Source organism: Chloracidobacterium sp., assembly GCA_025057975.1.
Taxonomy (GTDB): Bacteria; Acidobacteriota; Blastocatellia; order Chloracidobacteriales; family Chloracidobacteriaceae; genus Chloracidobacterium.
Genome location: JANWUV010000010.1, coordinates 1 through 19,153 on the forward strand (window position 1 = coordinate 1; position 19,153 = coordinate 19,153).

Annotated in this window: 13 protein-coding genes; 6 read left to right on the forward strand and 7 right to left on the reverse strand. The window is 60.3% G+C overall.

Translation table 11 applies throughout. The annotated features are described in order from the left end of the window. Positions 1-436: 436 nt before the first annotated feature. A complete protein-coding gene (locus tag NZ585_09885; GenBank protein ID MCS7080345.1) occupies positions 437-3,175 on the reverse strand; it encodes an insulinase family protein in 2,739 nt (912 codons plus the stop codon). A gap of 262 nt (positions 3,176-3,437) precedes the next feature. Here NZ585_09885 and NZ585_09890 point away from each other — a divergent pair, with 262 nt between their 5' ends. From NZ585_09890 to NZ585_09905, 4 genes are all read left to right on the forward strand, one after another. Further along, positions 3,438-3,647: a type II toxin-antitoxin system HicB family antitoxin gene (locus tag NZ585_09890; GenBank protein MCS7080346.1), complete on the forward strand. Its 210-nt coding sequence runs from the start codon at positions 3,438-3,440 to the stop codon at positions 3,645-3,647. Positions 3,648-3,649: 2 nt separating this feature from the next. Next, positions 3,650-3,874 (forward strand): type II toxin-antitoxin system HicA family toxin, encoded by a 225-nt coding sequence (locus NZ585_09895; protein ID MCS7080347.1) that lies wholly within the window; start codon positions 3,650-3,652, stop codon positions 3,872-3,874. A gap of 398 nt (positions 3,875-4,272) precedes the next feature. Then, positions 4,273-4,539: a hypothetical protein gene (locus NZ585_09900; protein MCS7080348.1), complete on the forward strand. Its 267-nt coding sequence runs from the start codon at positions 4,273-4,275 to the stop codon at positions 4,537-4,539. Between the two features lie 620 nt (positions 4,540-5,159). Further along, entirely contained in the window at positions 5,160-8,459 is a 3,300-nt protein-coding gene (locus NZ585_09905) for an AAA domain-containing protein (GenBank protein MCS7080349.1), read from the forward strand. Between the two features lie 434 nt (positions 8,460-8,893). On the opposite strand, the gene pstB is transcribed toward NZ585_09905, so the two are convergent. The 6 genes from pstB to NZ585_09935 form a co-directional block, all read right to left on the reverse strand. Continuing rightward, positions 8,894-9,703, reverse strand: coding sequence for a phosphate ABC transporter ATP-binding protein PstB (gene pstB / locus NZ585_09910; protein MCS7080350.1), 810 nt, complete (start codon positions 9,701-9,703; stop codon positions 8,894-8,896). A gap of 17 nt (positions 9,704-9,720) precedes the next feature. Beyond that, on the reverse strand, positions 9,721-10,638 hold the full coding sequence (pstA, locus tag NZ585_09915; protein MCS7080351.1) for a phosphate ABC transporter permease PstA: 918 nt from the start codon (positions 10,636-10,638) through the stop codon (positions 9,721-9,723). Beyond that, positions 10,635-11,546 carry a phosphate ABC transporter permease subunit PstC gene (pstC, locus tag NZ585_09920; GenBank protein MCS7080352.1) on the reverse strand — a complete coding sequence of 304 codons (912 nt, stop codon included), beginning with the start codon at positions 11,544-11,546 and terminating at the stop codon, positions 10,635-10,637. Before pstC ends, pstA begins: the two co-directional genes overlap by 4 nt. Positions 11,547-11,571: 25 nt before the next feature. Next, the gene (locus tag NZ585_09925) at positions 11,572-12,576 is read right to left on the reverse strand and encodes a PstS family phosphate ABC transporter substrate-binding protein (GenBank protein MCS7080353.1); all 1,005 of its coding nucleotides are present in this window, start codon (positions 12,574-12,576) and stop codon (positions 11,572-11,574) included. A gap of 196 nt (positions 12,577-12,772) precedes the next feature. After that, a complete protein-coding gene (locus tag NZ585_09930; GenBank protein ID MCS7080354.1) occupies positions 12,773-13,918 on the reverse strand; it encodes a pyridoxal phosphate-dependent aminotransferase in 1,146 nt (381 codons plus the stop codon). Positions 13,919-14,174: 256 nt separating this feature from the next. Beyond that, complete coding sequence (locus NZ585_09935; GenBank protein MCS7080355.1) at positions 14,175-15,542, reverse strand: insulinase family protein; 1,368 nt, start codon at positions 15,540-15,542, stop codon at positions 14,175-14,177. Between the two features lie 93 nt (positions 15,543-15,635). On the opposite strand from NZ585_09935, the gene NZ585_09940 reads away from it, so the two are divergent. Further along, positions 15,636-16,688 carry a glycosyltransferase family 9 protein gene (locus NZ585_09940; protein ID MCS7080356.1) on the forward strand — a complete coding sequence of 351 codons (1,053 nt, stop codon included), beginning with the start codon at positions 15,636-15,638 and terminating at the stop codon, positions 16,686-16,688. 151 nt (positions 16,689-16,839) lie between these two features. Beyond that, positions 16,840-19,101: a SpoIID/LytB domain-containing protein gene (locus NZ585_09945; GenBank protein MCS7080357.1), complete on the forward strand. Its 2,262-nt coding sequence runs from the start codon at positions 16,840-16,842 to the stop codon at positions 19,099-19,101. Positions 19,102-19,153 lie beyond the last annotated feature (52 nt).

The following is a 19,153-nucleotide window of genomic DNA, read 5'->3' on the forward strand; positions in this document are numbered from 1 at the left end:
GCGGGTGAGTTGGTTGTGGGGCGGGCGTCGTCATTGGGTTGCTCCCGTGTACGAGATGGGATTGGCGGTGGGGCATGCGGGCGGCGGAGCAGCGCAGCCGGAGTGTAGCGCACTTTTCGCGGCGGCACAGCACACGGCTAGTAAGGGAATGGACAGTGCCGCCGACCGGAAGCGCTGGAGCGGTTTTCGTAGAGCAGAGCGATGCCCCAACTGAATCATGCCAACAGTTTGGCGTGCGGCAGCGTTGCATGCCGAACGGCTGTCAAGCTGGCGTTTGTGGCAAGAAACTGCCGCGCCTTTGGCGTGGCGCATGGCGGAACGCCGCCGCACGCCAAAAGAGGAGTTGACTCGCTACGTGTCCTAGAATCTGGAAATTGCACTGGATTCAAGGGCGCGTTAGGTTTCTAATAACGCGGTGCGTCAAGTGAGCGGCTTTTCACGGCATCCTCTTTGTTCGAGCGAGGCGTGCGCCGCGTACGACGCCGCGCCCGGCCGCTCCAATGCTGATTTCTTCCCAAAAGTCAGCCGAAGGCGCGGTCGTTTGCCGAATACTCATCGCCGCCGTATCCACCTCGGACGGAGCCACACCCAAGTACACTGCCGTGGCGTAGCCGCGACTCCGGCTTTGTACGGCGTCGTTCGCCCGTACAGCCTCGGTCGCCGCCCGCCGCCCGGCGGCTCGCCATTCATCAGCGGATGGCGGCCGCTTCTCCAACTCACGAACGGCACGCTCTACGGCTTCAACCAAGCGTGGCGCGTCATCCGGCCGACCTTCACCCACGACCAACAACTCGCCGCGTTGCAAAGCCGGCGCAAACTGCACCGTAAAGTGCAAGGCTTCCGCTTCCAGCCGCCGCGCCAAGCAGGTTGCCAACACGGCCCAGCGGTGGTCGGCGTCACGTCCGCCGGGCGTGGCGAAGGCGAAAGCCACCACGTCGCGCGTCCCAGTTGTGCTCTCTTGAACCAGCGGCGACGCCGCCGGTTGCGCCACCCTCGCCTTAAGGGACGTATCGGTTTCGCGCCGGACAAAGCCTTCCGTGATGTCGCGCGTCACAAGCGTCGAACCCTGCGTCCCGCCGACGATGACGACAATTGGCAACTGCCGCTGAATCGTGGCGGCGTACCACCGCTGGACGGCGGTTTCATCCAGCTTGCCGACGGTTCCGGCGACGCCAAGCGGTGGAAAACCATACGGATGCGAAGGAAACAGGCTGCGTCGCGCCAGCCAAGAGGCCAGTTCCACTGGGTTTGTCGCACGCGCCTTTTGCTCCGCCAGCAAGCGTTCACGTTCAGCCGACACCACGCTTGCGTCAAAGTTCGGTCGCTCGACCAGCGTGACAAGACGACGCAGGGCAGGTTCGGCATGACGCGCTACGACGCACAGCTCAAAGCCGAAGAAATCGCGTTCATTGACGATGTACAGCCGTCCACCGAGACGCTCCACCTCATCGAGCAGTCCGTCGGGCGCATACTTCACCGAACTGCGCAGCATGACACACAGCATGAGTTCCGTGATGCCGGCGTTTGTTTCGTCTTCGATGAAGCGTCCGCCTTGGAAGTACAGACCAATCGCTGTCAGCGGACGCGCCGGATCGGGACGAACCAGTACGCGCGGGCCGCGCAGCGTGGCATACTCGCGTACCGGTTCGGCCGGCGGCAGGACGACCAACCCGCCGTCTTTGGCGGCTTTGGGGCGCGGTTTCGTGGGAACAACGACCGTTTCCGGTGCGTCCGCCGTCTCGTTTGGGGCGATGTCGGCGACGAGCGTCTGCGGGACGAGCAAGCCGACTGTTTCAAAGAACTTTTCGGGCGTGAAGGTGCGCAGCGGCGCCGTCGCCGCTTCGTACTCAAACACCACCAAGCGCGTCGCCGTCAGATGCTTGGCCGCGACGGCGCGCACTTGTTCGGCGGTCAGGTTCTCCAGCCGGTCAAAATCATCGAGCCATTTGAGGACGCCGGGACCGAACTCGGCCGCCGCCAACTGTCGCGCCCATGCATCCACACGGTCGCCGGCAGTTAGACGATCCAGTTCGAGTTGAGCTTTGGCGCGTTGGAGTTCGCCTTCGGAGAGTCGTTCACGGCGCAGGCGCTCAACGGCTTCGATGGTCAAAGCTTCCGCGCGGTCGAGGCGTTCGGGATGCACGCTCAGGCTGATGCACAGGGTGGTTTTTTGCGCGTCGGCGTCAACGCGCGCCGCTGCTTCAGATGCAATGCGGCGGTTTTCAACCAACGCTTCCGAAAGGCGCGCGCGGCGGCCGGAAGCAAGGGCGGCGCAGATGATTTCAAGAGCGACGCGCTCTTCGTCGCGCAGGGCGGGCAGCGCGTAGCCAATGTGCACCCATGTTTGTCCCTGCGGGCCGCGTTCGGCTTGGTAGCGGTCGCCGGTCGCCGCAGGCGTCGCCGCATCCTTTGCCTCCGGTTTCCAGTCGCCGGTCGCTTCGGCGACGGTTCGCAGCGTTTCGACGAGGTTGACATCGCCGGTGACAGCGACGACCGTCCGGCGCGGCGTCAGGTGGGCGGTGTGGAAAGCGCGGGCGGCGTCCAAGGTCACAGCTTTGAAATTTTCCTCGGAGAGCGACGCGCGCCGGCGGCCGGCTGCCAGCGCCGACCAAGCCGTACGGCTTACGTCCTCGGCGTGTGACTGGCAGCGGCTCCATGCGCGTGTCGCCTGCGCAACGCCGCCGCGCAGGCGCTCTTCGTCAAAGCCGGTACGCGCGACGGCGCGCAACAACAGACCGGCGACGCCGGCCGTCTGCGCCGTCGGAGCAACGACGGTCAAGGTCGTTGCGTGGGCGTCAATCAGCGTATCCAGCGTAGCGCCGGTTGCAGCCAGTTCGGCGCGTTCGGCTTCGGAAAGGAGTCCGTAGGCGACGACCCATGCGACGCCGGGCGCGTCCAGCGGTTCGTCCGCTGCGCCGAAGCCGAGCCGGACGGCAACGGCCGTCAGTTCGGCGCTGTGCCGTTCGCCGCAAATGAGCCGCAGGCCGTTGCTGAAGCGGGTGACGGTGAGTTCGCCGCGCTGCGTTTGTTCCGCCAATCCACGGATGGGCGCGGCTTTGGGCGGCGTGACGGGCGGTGCGGGCGGGGGCGTCCGGCGGCGGGTTTGACCGGGCGACGGGACAGCAAGTAAAAGGAAGAGTAAAAACAGCAGGGAAAGATAACGAGCGTACGACATAGGCGTTTCCGGGCGCTCGCGCGGCGATACGCCGGGACAGACCGTAATCGTTTAGGCGTAGAGCGGCAAGCGCGCATTGTCGGGCGCGATGGTCAGGCGACGTTTGGAAAACGCCGGTTTTCAGTTGAGCCGCCTTGCGGCGCGCGGCACGGAAACTGTTTCTATTGATGAGTACTATCGGACTTGAGCGCCGGTTCAAACCTAACCGTCGTCGGCGCAAGCAAAGCGTGTCGCGGCTTAGAAATTGTTTGGGAGGTGAATCATGAGGATTTTTCCGGCGGTGATTGAGAAATGTCATGACACGGGTTTGTATGTCGGCTACGTACCGGGTTTCCCCGGCGCTCACACGCAAGCCGAAACGCTTGATGAGCTACAGAAAAATCTTCACGAAGTTATTGAGATGTTGCTTGAGGATGGCGAGCCATCACTTGAAACTGAGTTTATCGGTACACAAATGGTGGTGATTGCCTGACGATGGGTAAGTATCCGGTCCTCAAGCCACAGGAAGTCGTAGTGATCTTGGAAAGACTTGGTTTTGTTGAAGTGCGCCAGAGAGGCTCACACAAACAGTATCGTCATCCAGATGGTCGGACGACAACCGTCCCTTTTCACAGAGGGCGCGATATTTCACCGATTTTGCTACGGCAGATAGCCAAAGACCTTGGTCTCCCTATGGAAGAGTTGCTGAAGCACAGATGAGCTACGTCGTCTTGATTTGGAATGCGCCTAGCATGCGCTTTCACCCGGCGTAGCGAGTTCGCGTCTTTGAGTGCAACAGTCACGCCGCTACAAGCCATGGACAACGTTGGCGGTGGCTCGCGCCGTGGGCGATGCTGGAACAGACCTGTGAGGAGGCGCTCATCAGGGGGCTTGGCAGGTTGAAGATTTTGACACTTAACAACTGTTGGGATGTTACGCTCAATACCTTGGAAAGGAGTTTAGCGACGATGCGCATCCAAAGTCCTGCGGCCTCAACTCTCGCCCTGCTTGTTCTCATCCTCCTGACCGGCGCTTTACTCGGCTGTCAAAGTCTCTTTCGGCTGACATCGGTTGACAAGCAAGAAAGTAAGAAGGTTCAGAGGTGGGAATACTGTCTCATGAGTCCCCCTTACCCCACACCGTACGGCTGGAAGGTGAACATCTACCTTGGCGGGAAAGATGAAACCATAGACAGTGACATGAGTAGCGTCGCCGCCCTCAACAAGCTCGGCGCTGACGGGTGGGAACTGGTTGGGGTGAGCGACGAGGTCGTGAATCAGGGCAACCAAACTTTTACGAAGTTTCTGCTGAAACGCTCCATAGCCAGTGCGCTCCCTGACAAAAGCACGCAGCAGGCTCACTTACAGGAGTTTTTTGAGCACTAGACAGGTGCTCACTGCTGATGATGGGCATCAAGCCACTGCGAGCAAGGCCTAGCAGGGTACAGAGAAGGACTTAGGGCAATGTCGTTTATTGGTCGGCAGCAAGTCGTAGAGCGTTGTACCAGCTTGAAGATAAACTCAGTGGCGATGTCAAACACCTTACGAAATCACTGACCAGAGTACAAGATGAGAGACGGTGACTGGCGAGCAATTTTTGAGATCATGGACGACGAGATTATCATGTACCGTATTTTCCACCGAAAGGAAGCCTATGAATGATCATGAGTATTTATCCACAAGTCGTTGAGAAAGACAGGAGGAATTTGTTCAAGAGGTACTAGAGGGTTTAGATGATATTTGAATTTTGAGAGAAAGATAAGCTTCTGCCGTCTCTGAGCCGATTGGATCACTTGACGATATTCTTATCGAGCTAAGGATTGAGGCAAGTTGGCTGAGCAAGGCAATAAGCCTAAACTCAGCCGACTATGCTTCGCCATACCCTGAAGTAGCATCGAGCCAATACCCGCACTATGCTTCGGCTTCCTCCACCTATACTAGACACGGTGTAATCCGCCAGCTTAGCAGGTTCTCCTAACATCCACCCTAGACGACGGTTTAGATTTATGGATCAGAAGGAATTCGGAAATAAACCAGAGGATATTCTTTCAGCTTGGATAGCATTGGAAGTTCTTTCGCCACTCACTTATAGATGCCCAGAAGACTTAGCTAATGGTATCCCTGAACGAGTGGCCGAGGTAAATCTGCAAGACTTAGCTAAGGATGACTCTGAACGAGTAACTGGGCATGAGAAACTCCCTTGGGAAAAAAATGAATCCCTTCGCAAAGGATACCGCCTTTATTATCAAATCATCCTTGGCTCAATCTGCATGGAAAAAGCAGTGAAGCGCCTTACTAGCAAGTACAGCGACACTCGTCCAGAGGAGCCAAGCGTGCGTGGCGAGGCGGCGCTTGCCATCGTTGTGGTTGATGATGAGGGACAACTTGCCGGACCATCAGCGGTTGTCATCTCCAGTTTTGGTTGGGGCTTGATGACCGCACTGGAAGGCAATCTAGAAGAACTTGCAAATTGGCCAGCTGTCGAACCAGAGTTAGTGAAACGAGTCAAAGATACGCTCCTCGGCATGGCGACAAAAGATAAAAACCAAGAGAAACCTGGAACTCTCTCGCTAACTGGAAAGGCGCTGCTGGCCGCTTATGAGGTGCTCGTCCGTGAACTTAAACTGCCGGAATATCTAGTCGAACCACCAAAGTTTGCGATCCGTTCATATGTCAATCAAAAAGACCCAAACCCACCTGAGCCACTCTTGTGCAATAGTTTTTTCCTTGAGGATCTTGTGTTTGCTCGGTCGCTTTTCTCCTTTGGGAAGGCACCGAAGAATCTTCTGCGCTATCTTGGCGTCGAGCAGCCGCAGCAAAGAAAAGACTTGCTAAACGACAAAGACGCGCTGGAAGAGGCGGTGAGTCCCGGATGGACTCCGTTGGCTCGCTGGCCGGGGCCGGAACGCCACCCGCTTGTCTTACTTCAGCAGGCGGCGGTGAACTGTGCATTCCATGCAACAAGGATTGGTGGATTGTTGAGCGTCAATGGGCCGCCTGGAACCGGAAAGACAACATTACTTCGGGATATTGTCGCCGGGATTGTCACGGCGAGGGCGGAAGCAATGATGCAGTTCGATAACCCAGAAGATGCATTTAAGTGCTCTGGTCAAAAGCTGCTGGTAGGCGGCAGTTGGATCGATCTTTACCGATTGAACCAATCTCTGCGCGGCTTTGAGATGGTCGTTGCATCATCAAACAACAAAGCCGTCGAAAATGTGAGTGCGGAGCTTCCTTCGCTTGGCGCTATCGCGAAAGATGCATTGAACCTGCGCTACTTCAAAAAGTTGTCCGACAAGTTGTATCAACCCGAAACATGGGGGATGATTGCCGCCGTACTTGGCAATACGCAGAATCGCAGCCAATTCAAGGAAACTTTTTGGTGGGATGAAGACGAGGGGCTGCGAATATACCTACAGGCCGCCGTACGCTCGGTACAAGAAGTGGAAACAACTGACCCTCAAACAGGACAAGTCAAGAAACAGCGACCAGCCATTGTTGCAAGCGAAAACCCGCCACGTTCTCACGCTGAAGCCCTTTCTCGATGGAATAAGGCGCGAGAGCAGTTCCGCGAAGCAGTGAAGAAGAGTCACTGTTGGCATACGTGGTTGGAGAGTGTGCGTGCTGACCTGTTGACGCTGCCGAAACTGGCTCAAGCGGAGGCTGCCGCTCAAGCTAGGCGTGACGACGCCGAGAAAGCAGTTCAAACCCTTGAGGAAGACTTGGCGACAGCGCGGGGAAAAGAGTATGAATCGCTACGTCGGCTTCGCTACGCCGAACAGGAGCTTGAGGCCCATCGCTTGAAAAAGCCGGGACTTTGGGCGCGGTTATTCAGAACCCGCATCGCGCGAGAATGGTCGAATCAGTTGGCTGCTCTCCGTGCCGCTCACCATCGGGCGGAGTCCCGGCACAGAGAAACAGAGGCGGAGCGCCGGCGCGTTGAAAATGAGCTTCAATGGGCAAGGCTTCAGCAGCAGAATGCCGAAAAGGACTTGGAAGACGCCCGCATACGGCATCAGCGAGTGCAGCAACGACTTACTGAGGCTGAACACCGCGAGGTTATCCTTGCCGATGACGATTTCTTCAAAGATGCTCACGACGCGCGCCATAAAAAGACGCCGTGGTTTCCTCGAGAAGCCCAGCGCCTGCGTGACGAGGTTTTTATCGCTGCAATGGCGGTGCACCGCGCCTTCATTGATGCGGCCGCCAGGCCCTTGCGTCACAACCTCGGCGCCTTGATGGATGTCTTCATGACGCAGACATTACTGGGTGCCGAGAAACAAAAGTTGCTGCCCGACCTGTGGGCTTCGCTTTTTCTCGTGGTACCGTTGGTATCGACAACTTTTGCCTCCTTCAACCGAATGTTGGGCAAGCTGCCTCTTGAAAGCCTTGGCTGGCTGATTGTAGACGAAGCCGGACAGTCGTTACCGCAGGCCGCCGTGGGTGCGCTCCTGCGAACTCGCCGCGCCGTCATCGTCGGCGACCCGATGCAGATTGAGCCGGTGGTTGTGTTGCCTGACACGTTGACAAACACCATATGTCATCGTTTTGATGTAGACCCTGACCGCTATGCCCCTCCACGGGCTTCGGTACAGACGCTTGCTGACGCTGCCTCTGAATACACCGGCACGTTCGAAGGTAAATACGGCAGTCGGCAGGTTGGCGTGCCGTTGCTGGTGCATCGGCGATGTTCCAATCCAATGTTCACAATCGCCAATAAAATAGCCTACGCCAACCAGATGGTGTTTGCGAAATCGCCAAGTCCTTCTTCAATCAAAAATGTACTTGGTGATTCTAAGTGGATTCACGTCGAAGGCAGCGGCGAAGACAAGTGGTGCCCAGCAGAAGGCGACGAGGTGCTGCGCTTGCTTGAGGAGCTAGCCCAAGCTGAGGCAAGCCACGACCTCTATATCATTACGCCGTTTGTCATCGTTGCAGAAAAACTTCGCCAAATGATACGTAAAAGCAAGGTTCTCGAAGGCTGGATTAATGACAATTGGATCAACAAACGAGTTGGTACCGTACACACAGCGCAAGGTCGTGAAGCGGGAGCGGTGATTCTCGTTTTGGGTGCGCCTCTCCAAGATCAAAAGGGCGCTCGTGATTGGGCCGGCAACCGTCCAAACTTGCTGAATGTGGCTGTTACCCGCGCAAAGGAAGTCATTTACGTCGTCGGTAATTGGGAGCTTTGGTGTGAGGCTGGTTGTTTCAAAGAGCTTGACAGTGCTTTGCCAAAACTTTGCCGTCTTTACGGCGCTTCGGCTTTAGAAACGGTGACAACCAGCGTAGTGAGCAACACAGCGTGAGCGAACGACGTGTCGCTGTTCTACGCCGGGTTCCTATGGCTCGGCTGAAATCTTCCCACCCTGAGAGGTACAGGGCAGCGAAACTGATAATTTGGGTGTGGGCTTTCCGGCTCGACTGACTTTATTTAGCTTTCTGGGCCAGTGTAGCGGCAGCCCGCGATTTGACGCGCGGCAGCGTTCCGCGCCGGACACTTCCAAATTGCCTTTTACATTGCCCTGTTACGAGGAACTGCCACGCCTTGCGGCGCGTGGCGTCAAGCCGCAAGGCAGGAAAGCGGCGGAGCGCCGCCGCACTCCAAACTGCTGACACGATTCGACCGGGGCATTGCTACACTTACTCGGAAGCTGTTCTAGTCAGCGCGCCTTTGGAGAGTCGCCTTTCGCCGCGATCTAAACCTTAGCCGACGCCACGCCTTTACGGATACGGAAGCGGACTAACCAAATCGGCCGGCGAGGTAGTCCTCCGTCCGTTTCTGGGACGGCGCATTGAACAACACTTCCGTCGGCCCAAACTCGACCAGTTCACCCAAGTACATAAACGCCGTGAACTCCGCTACGCGCGCCGCCTGCTGCAAGTTGTGCGTCACGATCAGCGCCGTCACCTGCGACTTGAGACGCCCCAGCAGCGCCTCAATACTCGCCGTCGCCAGCGGATCAAGCGCCGAAGTCGGTTCGTCAAACAGCAACAACTCCGGCTCCGTCGCCAGCGCCCGCGCAATACACAAACGCTGCTGCTGCCCGCCCGACAGCGCATAGGCCGAATCGTCCAGCCGATCCTTGACCTCATCCCATAGCGCAGCGTCCCGAAGTGCGCGTTCCACCCGTCCCTCCAGCTCGCTCCTGCTGCGGACGCCGCGCAAACGAAGCCCGTAGGCGACGTTCTCAAAGACCGACTTCGGGAATGGATTCGGCTTCTGAAAAACCATCCCAATCCGCATCCGTACCTCAATCGGGTCGGTCTCAGGGGCCAGCAGGTTGATGTCGTCGGGATAAAGTCGAATTTCGCCCGCATACCGATGGTTGGGGTACAGGTCATGCATGCGATTGAAGCAGCGCAGCAACGTACTCTTGCCGCACCCGGAAGGCCCGATGAGCGCCGTCGCACGATAGGCGTAAACCGGCAGGTTAACCTCATGCAGCGCCGCCTTCTCACCGTAGAAAAAACTCAAACCGCGCGCTTCCGCCTTGAGCGCCAACTGGTCGGTGACGCCATCTGGCTGACGCCCGTTGGAACCGGCGGCCATAGTCTTGGTCATCGCTCCTACCACTGAAGCCGCCGCCGCAGCCGATAGCGCAGCCCGATGGCGACGGCGTTCATCACAACGGTCAAAAACGTCAGCGTCAACGCCGCCGCCGCCGCGTTGGCGCGAAAGTCGGCTCTGGGGCGCGAAGTCCAGTCAAACGTCACAATCGGCAGCGCCGTAAACGGCGACCACAGCCAGTCGAAGGACAAAAAAGGCGCTTCGGACGAAACCGGCGACGGCGGTAGAAAAGCAATAAACGTCACCGCTCCAATCGTCACCAATGGAGCGGTTTCCCCGATCGCCCGCGACAAGCCGATAATGACCCCGGTGAGGACGCCCGGCAGCGCCGCCGGCAACACATGACGCCAAATGGTTTGCCAGCGCGTCGCCCCAACCGCGTACGAAGCTTCTCGAATTGCGTTGGGCACCGTCCGAATAGCTTCCCGCGTCGCCACGACGACAATCGGCAAAATCAGCAGTCCCAGCGTCAGTCCGGCGGTCAGGACGCTCGCCCCAAAACCCAACAGGCGAACAAACAGCCCCAACGCTAGCAGCCCATAAACAATCGAAGGCACGCCCGCCAAGTTGACAATGTTGGTCTCAATCAAGGCGGTCAGACGGTTGGGACGCGCGTACTCTTCAAGATACACCCCAGCCGCCACGCCCAGTGGGACGGCGACGGCGGCCGTGACGACCATCACCACAAACGTCCCCACCCAAGCCGCCAGAATGCCCGCTCGTTCAGCCCGCCGTGAGGCAAACGTCAGAAAGAAATCCGGCTGCAACCGCTCCCAGCCGGTTTGCAGCGTTCCGGCGAAAAGGCCGACAAAGACCACCGCCAGTGCGCCCAACAACAGCCAAGCGACCAGCAGAAAGGCGCGCTCATACTGTTTGGCGCGCTGAATCCGCGCCGCAAGTCGCTCACGGTTTGTCATGCCATGCGCCCCCGCAATCGTTGGCGACGGCGAATCCAGTCGGCCGCCAAATTGAAAACCAGCGTGAGCAGGAACAGCACCAGCGCCGCCGCGAAAATCGTCCGGTAGCTCAGACTGCCATGCGGCACGTCGCCCTTCGCCACTTGCACAATGTAGGTCGTGACCGTCGCCGCCGGCTCAAAGGGATTGAAAGTCAAACGCGGCTGCTGCCCGGCGGCGACGGCGACAATCATCGTTTCGCCGACGGCGCGGGAGACGCCCAGCACGTACGACGCCGCCACCCCCGAAAACGCCGCCGGAAACACCACCTGCCAAGCCGTCTGCAAGCGGGTCGCGCCCAGCGCATACGCTCCCTCGCGCAAACTCATCGGGACGGCACGCAGCGCGTCTTCACTCAACGATGCGACGTAGGGAATGATCATCACGCCCATCACCAGACCCGCCGAAAGCAGGTTGAAGCCGGGCAACGCCGGCCACACCTTCTGAAGCAACGGCGTCACGGTGTAGAGCGCAAAGTACCCGAAGACAACCGTCGGTACGCCGGCGAGCAGTTCCAAAACCGGCTTGACGCTTTCGCGTAGGCGGCCGGCGGCGAATTCCGACAGGTAAAGCGCCAGAATCGTGCCGCAGGGGACGGCGACAACTAGGGCCACTAGGGAACTCGTCACCGTACCCGCCAGCAACACGCCGATACCAAAGCGCGGCTCGGCGAACAGCGGCGTCCACTGGTTATCCGTCAGGAAGCGCCACACGGACACCGACTTGAAAAAGGGCAGCGACTCGCCAATCAACACCGCTGCAATGCCGAGCGTCGTCAGGACGGCGACCAGCGCCGCTCCCGCCAGCGCCCACTCAATCACGGTTTCCCACCAACGCGCCCGACGCCGTGTTTTAGTCGTGGTTGCCACGTGAGCACTCCGCGCCGGTCGCCGCCTACAGCGCGGCCGGCAAGGTCAACAAGTCGTGCAGAGAAACGGCGACGGCCGAGCGGCCGTTGAAAATGCTTCCAACGCGCCCACCATCCAGATGCCGCCGAATGGCGGCGTAGGCGTCCGGCGGAAGCGGCACGCAATGCACTTCATCGGCGAGGCTTCCGCCTCGCTCCAGCCAAAAGTGAACAAAGTCGCGTACTTCCGGGCGCGTCAGCGCCTGCGCGTTGACGTAAATCAACAACGGACGCGCCAGCGGCGCATACTCGCCGGAAAGAATCGTCGCCACCGTCGGCGTCACCGCCGGACGGTCGGCCGCGCGGGCAATCGGAATGGCGCGCAGCTTGTCACGGTTTTCGTAGTAAATGTCAAAACCGAAGTAGCCCAGCGCGTTTGGGTCGCCGGCGATGCCCTGTACGAGGATGTTGTCATCCTCCGACGCCATATAGTCGCCCCGGCTGGCGCGCGCTTTTCCGTTGACGACCTCGGTGAAGTAGTCGAACGTCCCGGAGTCAGTTCCTGCGCCGTACAGGTTAAGCGGGCGGTCGCCCCACGCCGGATTGACCTGTGACCAGCGGCGGACAACGCCCTGTGCTTCCGGCGACCACATACGCCGTAACTCGTCAAGCGTCATGGCGGTAACCTGCGTATTGCGCGGGTGCGTGACGACTACGATGGCGTCCATGGCGATGGGCAACTCGTAGTAGGACAGCCCCGCCTTGCGGCATGCCTCACGCTCGGAGGCAGCGATGGGGCGCGACGCCGTGGCGATGTCAGTTTCGCCGCGACAGAACTTTTTCATTCCACCGCCTGTCCCGGAAACGCCGATGGTGACGCGCACGCCCGGATGACGAAGTTGGAACTCCTCGGCGACGGCTTCCGCCAGCGGGTACACCGTACTCGAACCGTCCACCCGAATGACGGGGTAGCCGCGGCCGGCCGGGGCGCAGTAGGGCGCAAGCGCCGCAACCAGCGTCAGACCAATGACCAACGCGGTATGGAGCGACATCGGCGCACCTCAAGCAATCAAGCTGCGCCATGTTAGTGCAGCGGGCGTTACCAAAGTTTTTCAACAATGTAACGTGCGCACGGATGACGCCGCGCCTGAAGTCGAAGCTGGTGTCGGTGGAACAGGGCGTTCAGCCGCGCCTTTGGTGCGAAGCGTCGCTGCATAACCAAAAGTCTTTGGTCAGTTGTTGCGAACGCTACCGGCAAATCGCCCGCGTGAGCGTTTCCAAGCCGGTACGGAGTTGGCTTGGCTCAATCAGGCAAGAAAGCATAATGCGAGCGACGCCCAGTTCGCCGCCGTAAAAATAGCCCGGATGTACAAGAACGCCTTGTTCCAGTAAGTACAGCGCCAACGCCTCCTCATCATCCCAGCCGGTGACCTGCGGGAAGAGATAATAGCCGCCGTCTGGCGGCTGTACCGTGACGTTCGGGGCGCGTTCAAGCAAGTCAATCGCCATGGTCAATGACGCCCTAAAACGCCGCTGCATGGCAGCGACAAACGCCTGCCCTCGCTCGAACAAGGTCGGTAGCATAAACTGTGTGAGGGCGTTGGCGCTAAGAAAGGCGTCATTGAGGATTTCCAGGCGTGCGCCAAAGGCTTCCGCCGCTGGCTTGTTCAAAGCAATCCAGCCTAGTTTGAGATCGGGTAAGGCAAAACGTTTGGAAATGCCGTTTAGATGAAAAACCGGCAGTTCTGGGTGGAGCGTTCCCAGCGGCGGCGTCGCCGGCACGCGGTAAGTGAACGCAGCGAAAACCTCGTCGCAGATGATCGGCAAGCCAAGTCGGCGCAGCGCCGGTATTGGGCGCTGGATGATCATCCCCGTTGGATTGTGCGGCGAGATTATCAAGACAGCGCGCGTGCGGTCATTGGCGGCGGCGACAAGCGATGCTTCGTTGATGCGCCAGCCCTCCGGCGACGCCGCCAACTCATACTTCCGCATATGGATGTGATGAGCCGCTGCCAAGTGTTCAAAGAGCGGGTAGGTAATGTTTGGCCCAAGGACATTATCGCCCGGCTCGGTTAGAAGCGTGAACAGCAAACTGTACGCCTCACTGGTACTTGCAGTGATGAAAATGTCGTCCGGTGACACCTCAAGGGCTGGCGTCCGGCGAGCGTAGTCGGCGGCAATAGCGCGGCGCGCAGCAAGCTGTCCGCGCGGGTCAGGTTCATAGCGTCGGCTGTCCCAGTAAGCCGCCGCCGCTTCGCGGAGGATGTCGGCAGGGAACAGAAGTCCATGGTGGGTCGGGTTGCTGCTCGTCAAATCAATGTAGGCGGCGGCGCGTTGACGCGCACGTTCAAGCTGATTTGGCGTCAGATCAACGTCAGCGAGAAAACCGGGCATAGGGGGCCTGTCGAGTCAACCATGAAACGCTAGGAACCTGCCGGCGGCGGCTACATCGGAAGTATACTGAGCAGTTTCCGAGGCAATGTAGGGAGGTCGCTTCCTACCTAAGCGGCGGCGCGTCTTTGCAATAAGTGTGCGCCTGAAATCGAACAGCCGTTGTATTACGCTGGACTACCAACACAAGCCGCCAGAGCCGCTGGCGCTACAATGCTCCGACTCTTGGAAGGCGCGCCAGACGGATTAGCGAGATACGTCAATCACGCGGCGTGCCGTTGGTAAGCCGGCTTACCAAGGGACGCACGCGCTTCTCATCGCCCACAATAGCGAAACGTAAGTTGACCATGTATTTCCGTGCTGCGGCCCGCACTTGCTCCGGCGTGACGGTTTGCAGTCGGTCAAGCGCAACAAAGGCCTCTCGCCAGCCGCCGCCTACGAGCTCGTAAAGCGCTAGGGTCGCCATCTGGCTGCTGTTGGTTTCTTCAGCCAAGTAGTAGGTTGTCAAAAACTGAGCGACTGTGGCGCGCAACTCCGCCGGTTCGACCAGTTCGGTGCGCAGTCGTTCGATTTCGTCCAGCATGACCGCTACAGCTTGGTGGGCATCCACCGACGAGACGTAAATCCCACCGACATTTGCGCCCTGCGCCGTCAGAAACGCCATCGGCGCATAGGACAGATTGCGCTTGACACGCACCTCTTCGAACACACGGTCGCGCAGGACAGCCGCCGCCAGCCGCAGCGCAGGGAAGTCGGGGGAAGTCAGAGCAGGCGCTGCATAGATGCCCTGCACATAGTCCGTCGGCAGCGGACGCGCCGTCAGAGTGACATCCGAAGCCGTCCAAAACAGCGACGGAACAGGCGGCGGCGGGGCGCCCATTGGTAGCCCAGCAAAGAGCGCCGCCGCCCGTTTGGCGACAAGGCCCGCGTCAAGATCTCCGACGACGACGAGCAGCAGCCGTTTTGTGGTCAGAAGTTGTGCGTAATGCTTGCGTAGGTCGGCGGCCTCTAACCGCGCTAGGGTCTCCGGCGTCCCCTTGGGCGCGGCTGCATAGGGATGCCCGCCGTACACTACCTTGGCCTGCATTTGCTGCAGGACGGTTTCCGGGTCATCCTCATCATCGCGCAGGGCGGCGATGAGTCGCTCGCGGACGAGGGCGACATCCTCCGCCTCAAAGCGGGGCTGCCGCACGACATCAGCGAAGAGCGTCCATCCCCGCTCGAATGTTTGGCGCGTGGTCGCTAGCGTCAGGGCCGAGTAGTCATATGTCACGATGTAACTTAGATTTGCACCCAAACGCGCTGTTTCTCGGCGTAGCGCCTCGCGCGGGAAGCGACGGCTGGCTTCGGTCGCCGTCGCCAGCGTCAGGGCTTCAATACCAGCTTGCGCGGGATTGGCGTTGCCGGCCCCACCGGCGAAAAAGAGACCGACGGCGACGGTCTGACTACCGCGTCGCCGCTTGACGAGCGTTTTAACGCCCGCGACAACTTGTTCAGTAACGGCGTCTTGCGGGCGGGGGGTGACAGCGGCGGTCGTCCGTTGGGCGTAGGTTGGGATCAATAGGACGCCGACCACCCCAACGGCGCACACCAAGCGCATTAGAAGCCGGCGGGAAAAACGGTGCATACTGTTCAGGCTGCCTTCCATCATCGTGTCTGACGCCAAGCGTGTGTTGGAAAAGACCTAAACCCTACACGCAACGACGAAAGGACGCCAACCGTGAAGTCGCTGTCGTTTGATCGCCCTGTACTGTTCCGGCTGCGTTCGATTGGCGACACAGTGTTGATGACGCCGTTGCTGAGTGCGTTGAAGGCCTGGCGTCCTAACCTGCCGGTGGCTGTGGTATTGGAGCCGCTCGCCGCGCCGATTCTCGAACCGCATCCACTTGTGGACGAACTGATTGTCATCCCGCGCGCCCGGCGAGGCGTAGCCGGTTTCACGGAGCGTCTGCGTGCAGTCCATCGGTTGCGCGCTGGAAACTTCGACATGGCGTTCAACGTCCATGGTGGAACAACCGCTGCATGGCTGATGCGGCTGGCGGGTATACCGCAGCGAATCGGCTACCCTCTACCGAACACACGCCGGTTGCTGACGCACGTTGCGCCGCCGCCGACCGAGCTGTGGCGCAAGCCGACGATTCACTGTGTCGAGCAGCAGCTTGGGTTGCTAAAAGCGGTCGGCGTTCCTGTGCCGTCGCCGCCGCCGCGTACGAAACTTTATTGCGACCCCAAAGCGCGCGCTGTCGTGACGGCGAAGTTGCGACGGGCGGGTGTTCGGGGGCCGTACGCCGTGGTACACCCGGCGGCGGCCTTTCCGAGTAAGCAGTGGGCGGCGGCGCATTTCGCCGAGGTCATTGTTGACTTGGCGCGGCGCGGCTTGCAGCCGGTTGTTGTCGTTGGGCCCGGCGAGGAAGCTGTCGCTGAAGCCGTCAGACGATCGCTTGCCGACCCTCACAAAGCAGTGTTTTTCACCGATTTGCCGTTGGCGGAAACCATGGCCGTGATTGCCGGAAGCGCATTTTTCATTGGCAATGATAGCGGGCCAGCGCACATTGCGGCGGCCTTTGGACGTCCACTCGTGGTGATTTTCGGCTCGTCCAATGACAGAGTTTGGTCGCCTTGGACTCATGCGCCACATCGCGTTGTTCGCCACCAACTGCCGTGCGTCCCCTGCGCCGGGCCGGTCTGCCATGCTTTTCCCGAACCCGAATGCATTCGCCGTGTAACCGTTTCCGAAGTGATTGAAGCAATCACGGCCGTTCTCGGAAGCTAAGATGTTTCTTGTGTAGGGTTTAGCTTTGATTAATCTCCGCCTGAGGAAAAGACGGCTTTGCGCTGCTCTTATTCCAAAGATGCGACGCTCCCGCACGATGAGTGGTACGTTTGCCCGCCGCTTTGCTTGCTTCTCTGGCAGGCGCCGGATATTGGCGTGCTGGTTGGTGTTGTGCCTGATTAGCTCAAGCCTATCGGCGGCGGCGCAGGTGACGCGCCCACGACGGGTCGCCGAACCGGCGTCGGCTGCGCCGCCGTCGCCTGTGACAAAAAACACGCCGCCGAAGCTGGAAACCGAGCCGGAAATTCGGATCGCTCTGGCGACCAACGCCGACTTCGCTACGGTGACGTGCGACGGCACGATGTCCGTTCTGGACGCCGCAACAAGTGAGCCTCTGCCCATCAACGCACGGAAGGCGACCGTTCAGCTTGAATTTGCGCCGCCCAAAGGCGCTGAACGCTACCGGGTGGAAGTCGCCGCGTTCAAAACCCGTACAGCGGCGGAGGAAGCGATGGCGCGGTTACGTGAGCGCGTCCCCGGCCCCGTCGTGACGCGCTACGACGCACGCGAGAAGAGCTACGTCGTAGTCGTCGGTGACTGCGCCGCGCCGGAAGACGCCGAAGCGCTGATGGTGAGCGTCGTCAACGCCGGTTTTCGTCGTCCGGTCGTGACGCGGGACGCGCCCTCATCTCCGGCCGGCTCGCCGACGCCGCGCCTTGGCGTGACGGCCGACGGCGGGGAATCACTGCTGCGCGGCGCGCAATCCTGCACCTTCGTCGCGCTCGATGAAGATCGCGCGCCGCTCAAGTTCGGCGGACAGTCCTACCGGGGACGGATTGAGGTTTTTCTCAACCGGCGCGGTCGCCTGACGGTCGTCAACGTCGTACCGGTGGAAGCCTACCTGCGGGGCGTCGTGCCGAATGAGCTGTCGCCGACGGTGTTTTCCAATCTGGAGGCGCTCAAGGCGCAGGCGATTGCGGCGCGCACCTACGCGCTGAAGAATCGCGGCAAGTACGCGGCGGAAGGCTACGACTTGTTGCCGACGGCGGCCTCGCAGGTGTATCGCGGGCAAGGGTCGGAGCATCCGCTCTCCGACCGCGCCGTACTGGAGACGCGCGGCGTCGTCGCCACGTACCACGGCGAGCCGATTGACGCGCTCTACACCTCGACTTCCGGCGGGCGGACGGAAAGCTCGGAGTACGTCTTCGGCTCGCCGCAGCCGTACCTCAAAAGCGTCCTTGTCGCGCCGCAAACGCGGGCGTCGCGCTGGGTAACGTCAACCCGGTCGTGGGAGGGGCGGCGCAACTTGGAACCGCGGCTTCCGGCGCGGGACTGGGCGCTGCTGACCGTCGCCGGATTTCCGCTGCCGGAGCGTCTGACGGCGGCGTACTGCGAAGCTCCGGCGACCGTCCGTGAAGTTACACTTTGGCTCAATACGGCGGCGCGGCTGGCGCAGACCGGCGCGGGAGAGCGGGCGACCGGCGATGTTTTGCGGCTCGGCGGTTTTGCGCAGGCGTTGGCGGCGGCGCTCTACGGCGCGGAATCGCCGACGCGCCTAGTGACGCCGGAAGACGCGCGCTACTGGCTGGGGACTGAAGCGGAGCGGTTTCGACCTGAAGAACGACCGGCGCTGGCGTATTTCGTTCGGGAGCAGGCGTTGCGTCCGACGCTGTTGTTAGCGGGCGATCGTCCGTTGACGCGCGGCGCAGCGCTCGGCTGGCTGGCGCGCGCGCTGGCGGGACGCGGATTGCCGCCGTTGCAGAGCGGGAGAGCGCGTCCCTACGATGGGAAGACGCTGACGTTGCGGATGGGAAACGGCAAGGACGATCAAAGCTGGACGGTCGCGCCGGACGTGTTTTTGTTTCGGAATTTCGGCGGCGAGTGTCTGCCGGTTGAACGGTTGGAAATCATCGGCGGCGAACAGGTGCGGTTGTACGCCGACGCGGACAATCGTGTGCGGTATCTCGAAGTGACGCCGGTGATGAACGGCGCGACCAGCGACCGCTCGTCGCAGTTTTCGTGGTGGGATGTACGGCTGACGGCGGCGGAGTTACAGACGCAGTTGGCCAAAGCCGGCGTCAATGTCGGCGAAGTTCGGGAGCTGACGGCGCTTGCGCGCGGGGATTCGGGGCGCGTGGCGCGACTGCGCGTTGTGGGAACGCGCGGGACGAGTGAGTTGACGGGGCTGAAGATTCGGTCGGCGCTGGGACTGCGTGAAAACCTGTTCGTCGTCATCCGCGAATGGGACGCCGCCGGCCGGTTGGTCGGCGTCAGATTCATTGGGCGCGGCTGGGGGCATGGCGTCGGCATGTGTCAGGTCGGGGCGTACGGGCTGGCGGTCGAGGGCTACACGCACGAACGCATTCTGAAGCATTTCTACACGGGGATAACGCTGACGCGGCTGTATCCGTGACGCTTCCAGCGTCAAGGCGCGGCAATGCGGAGAAGCAAATTCGCTTGACGGT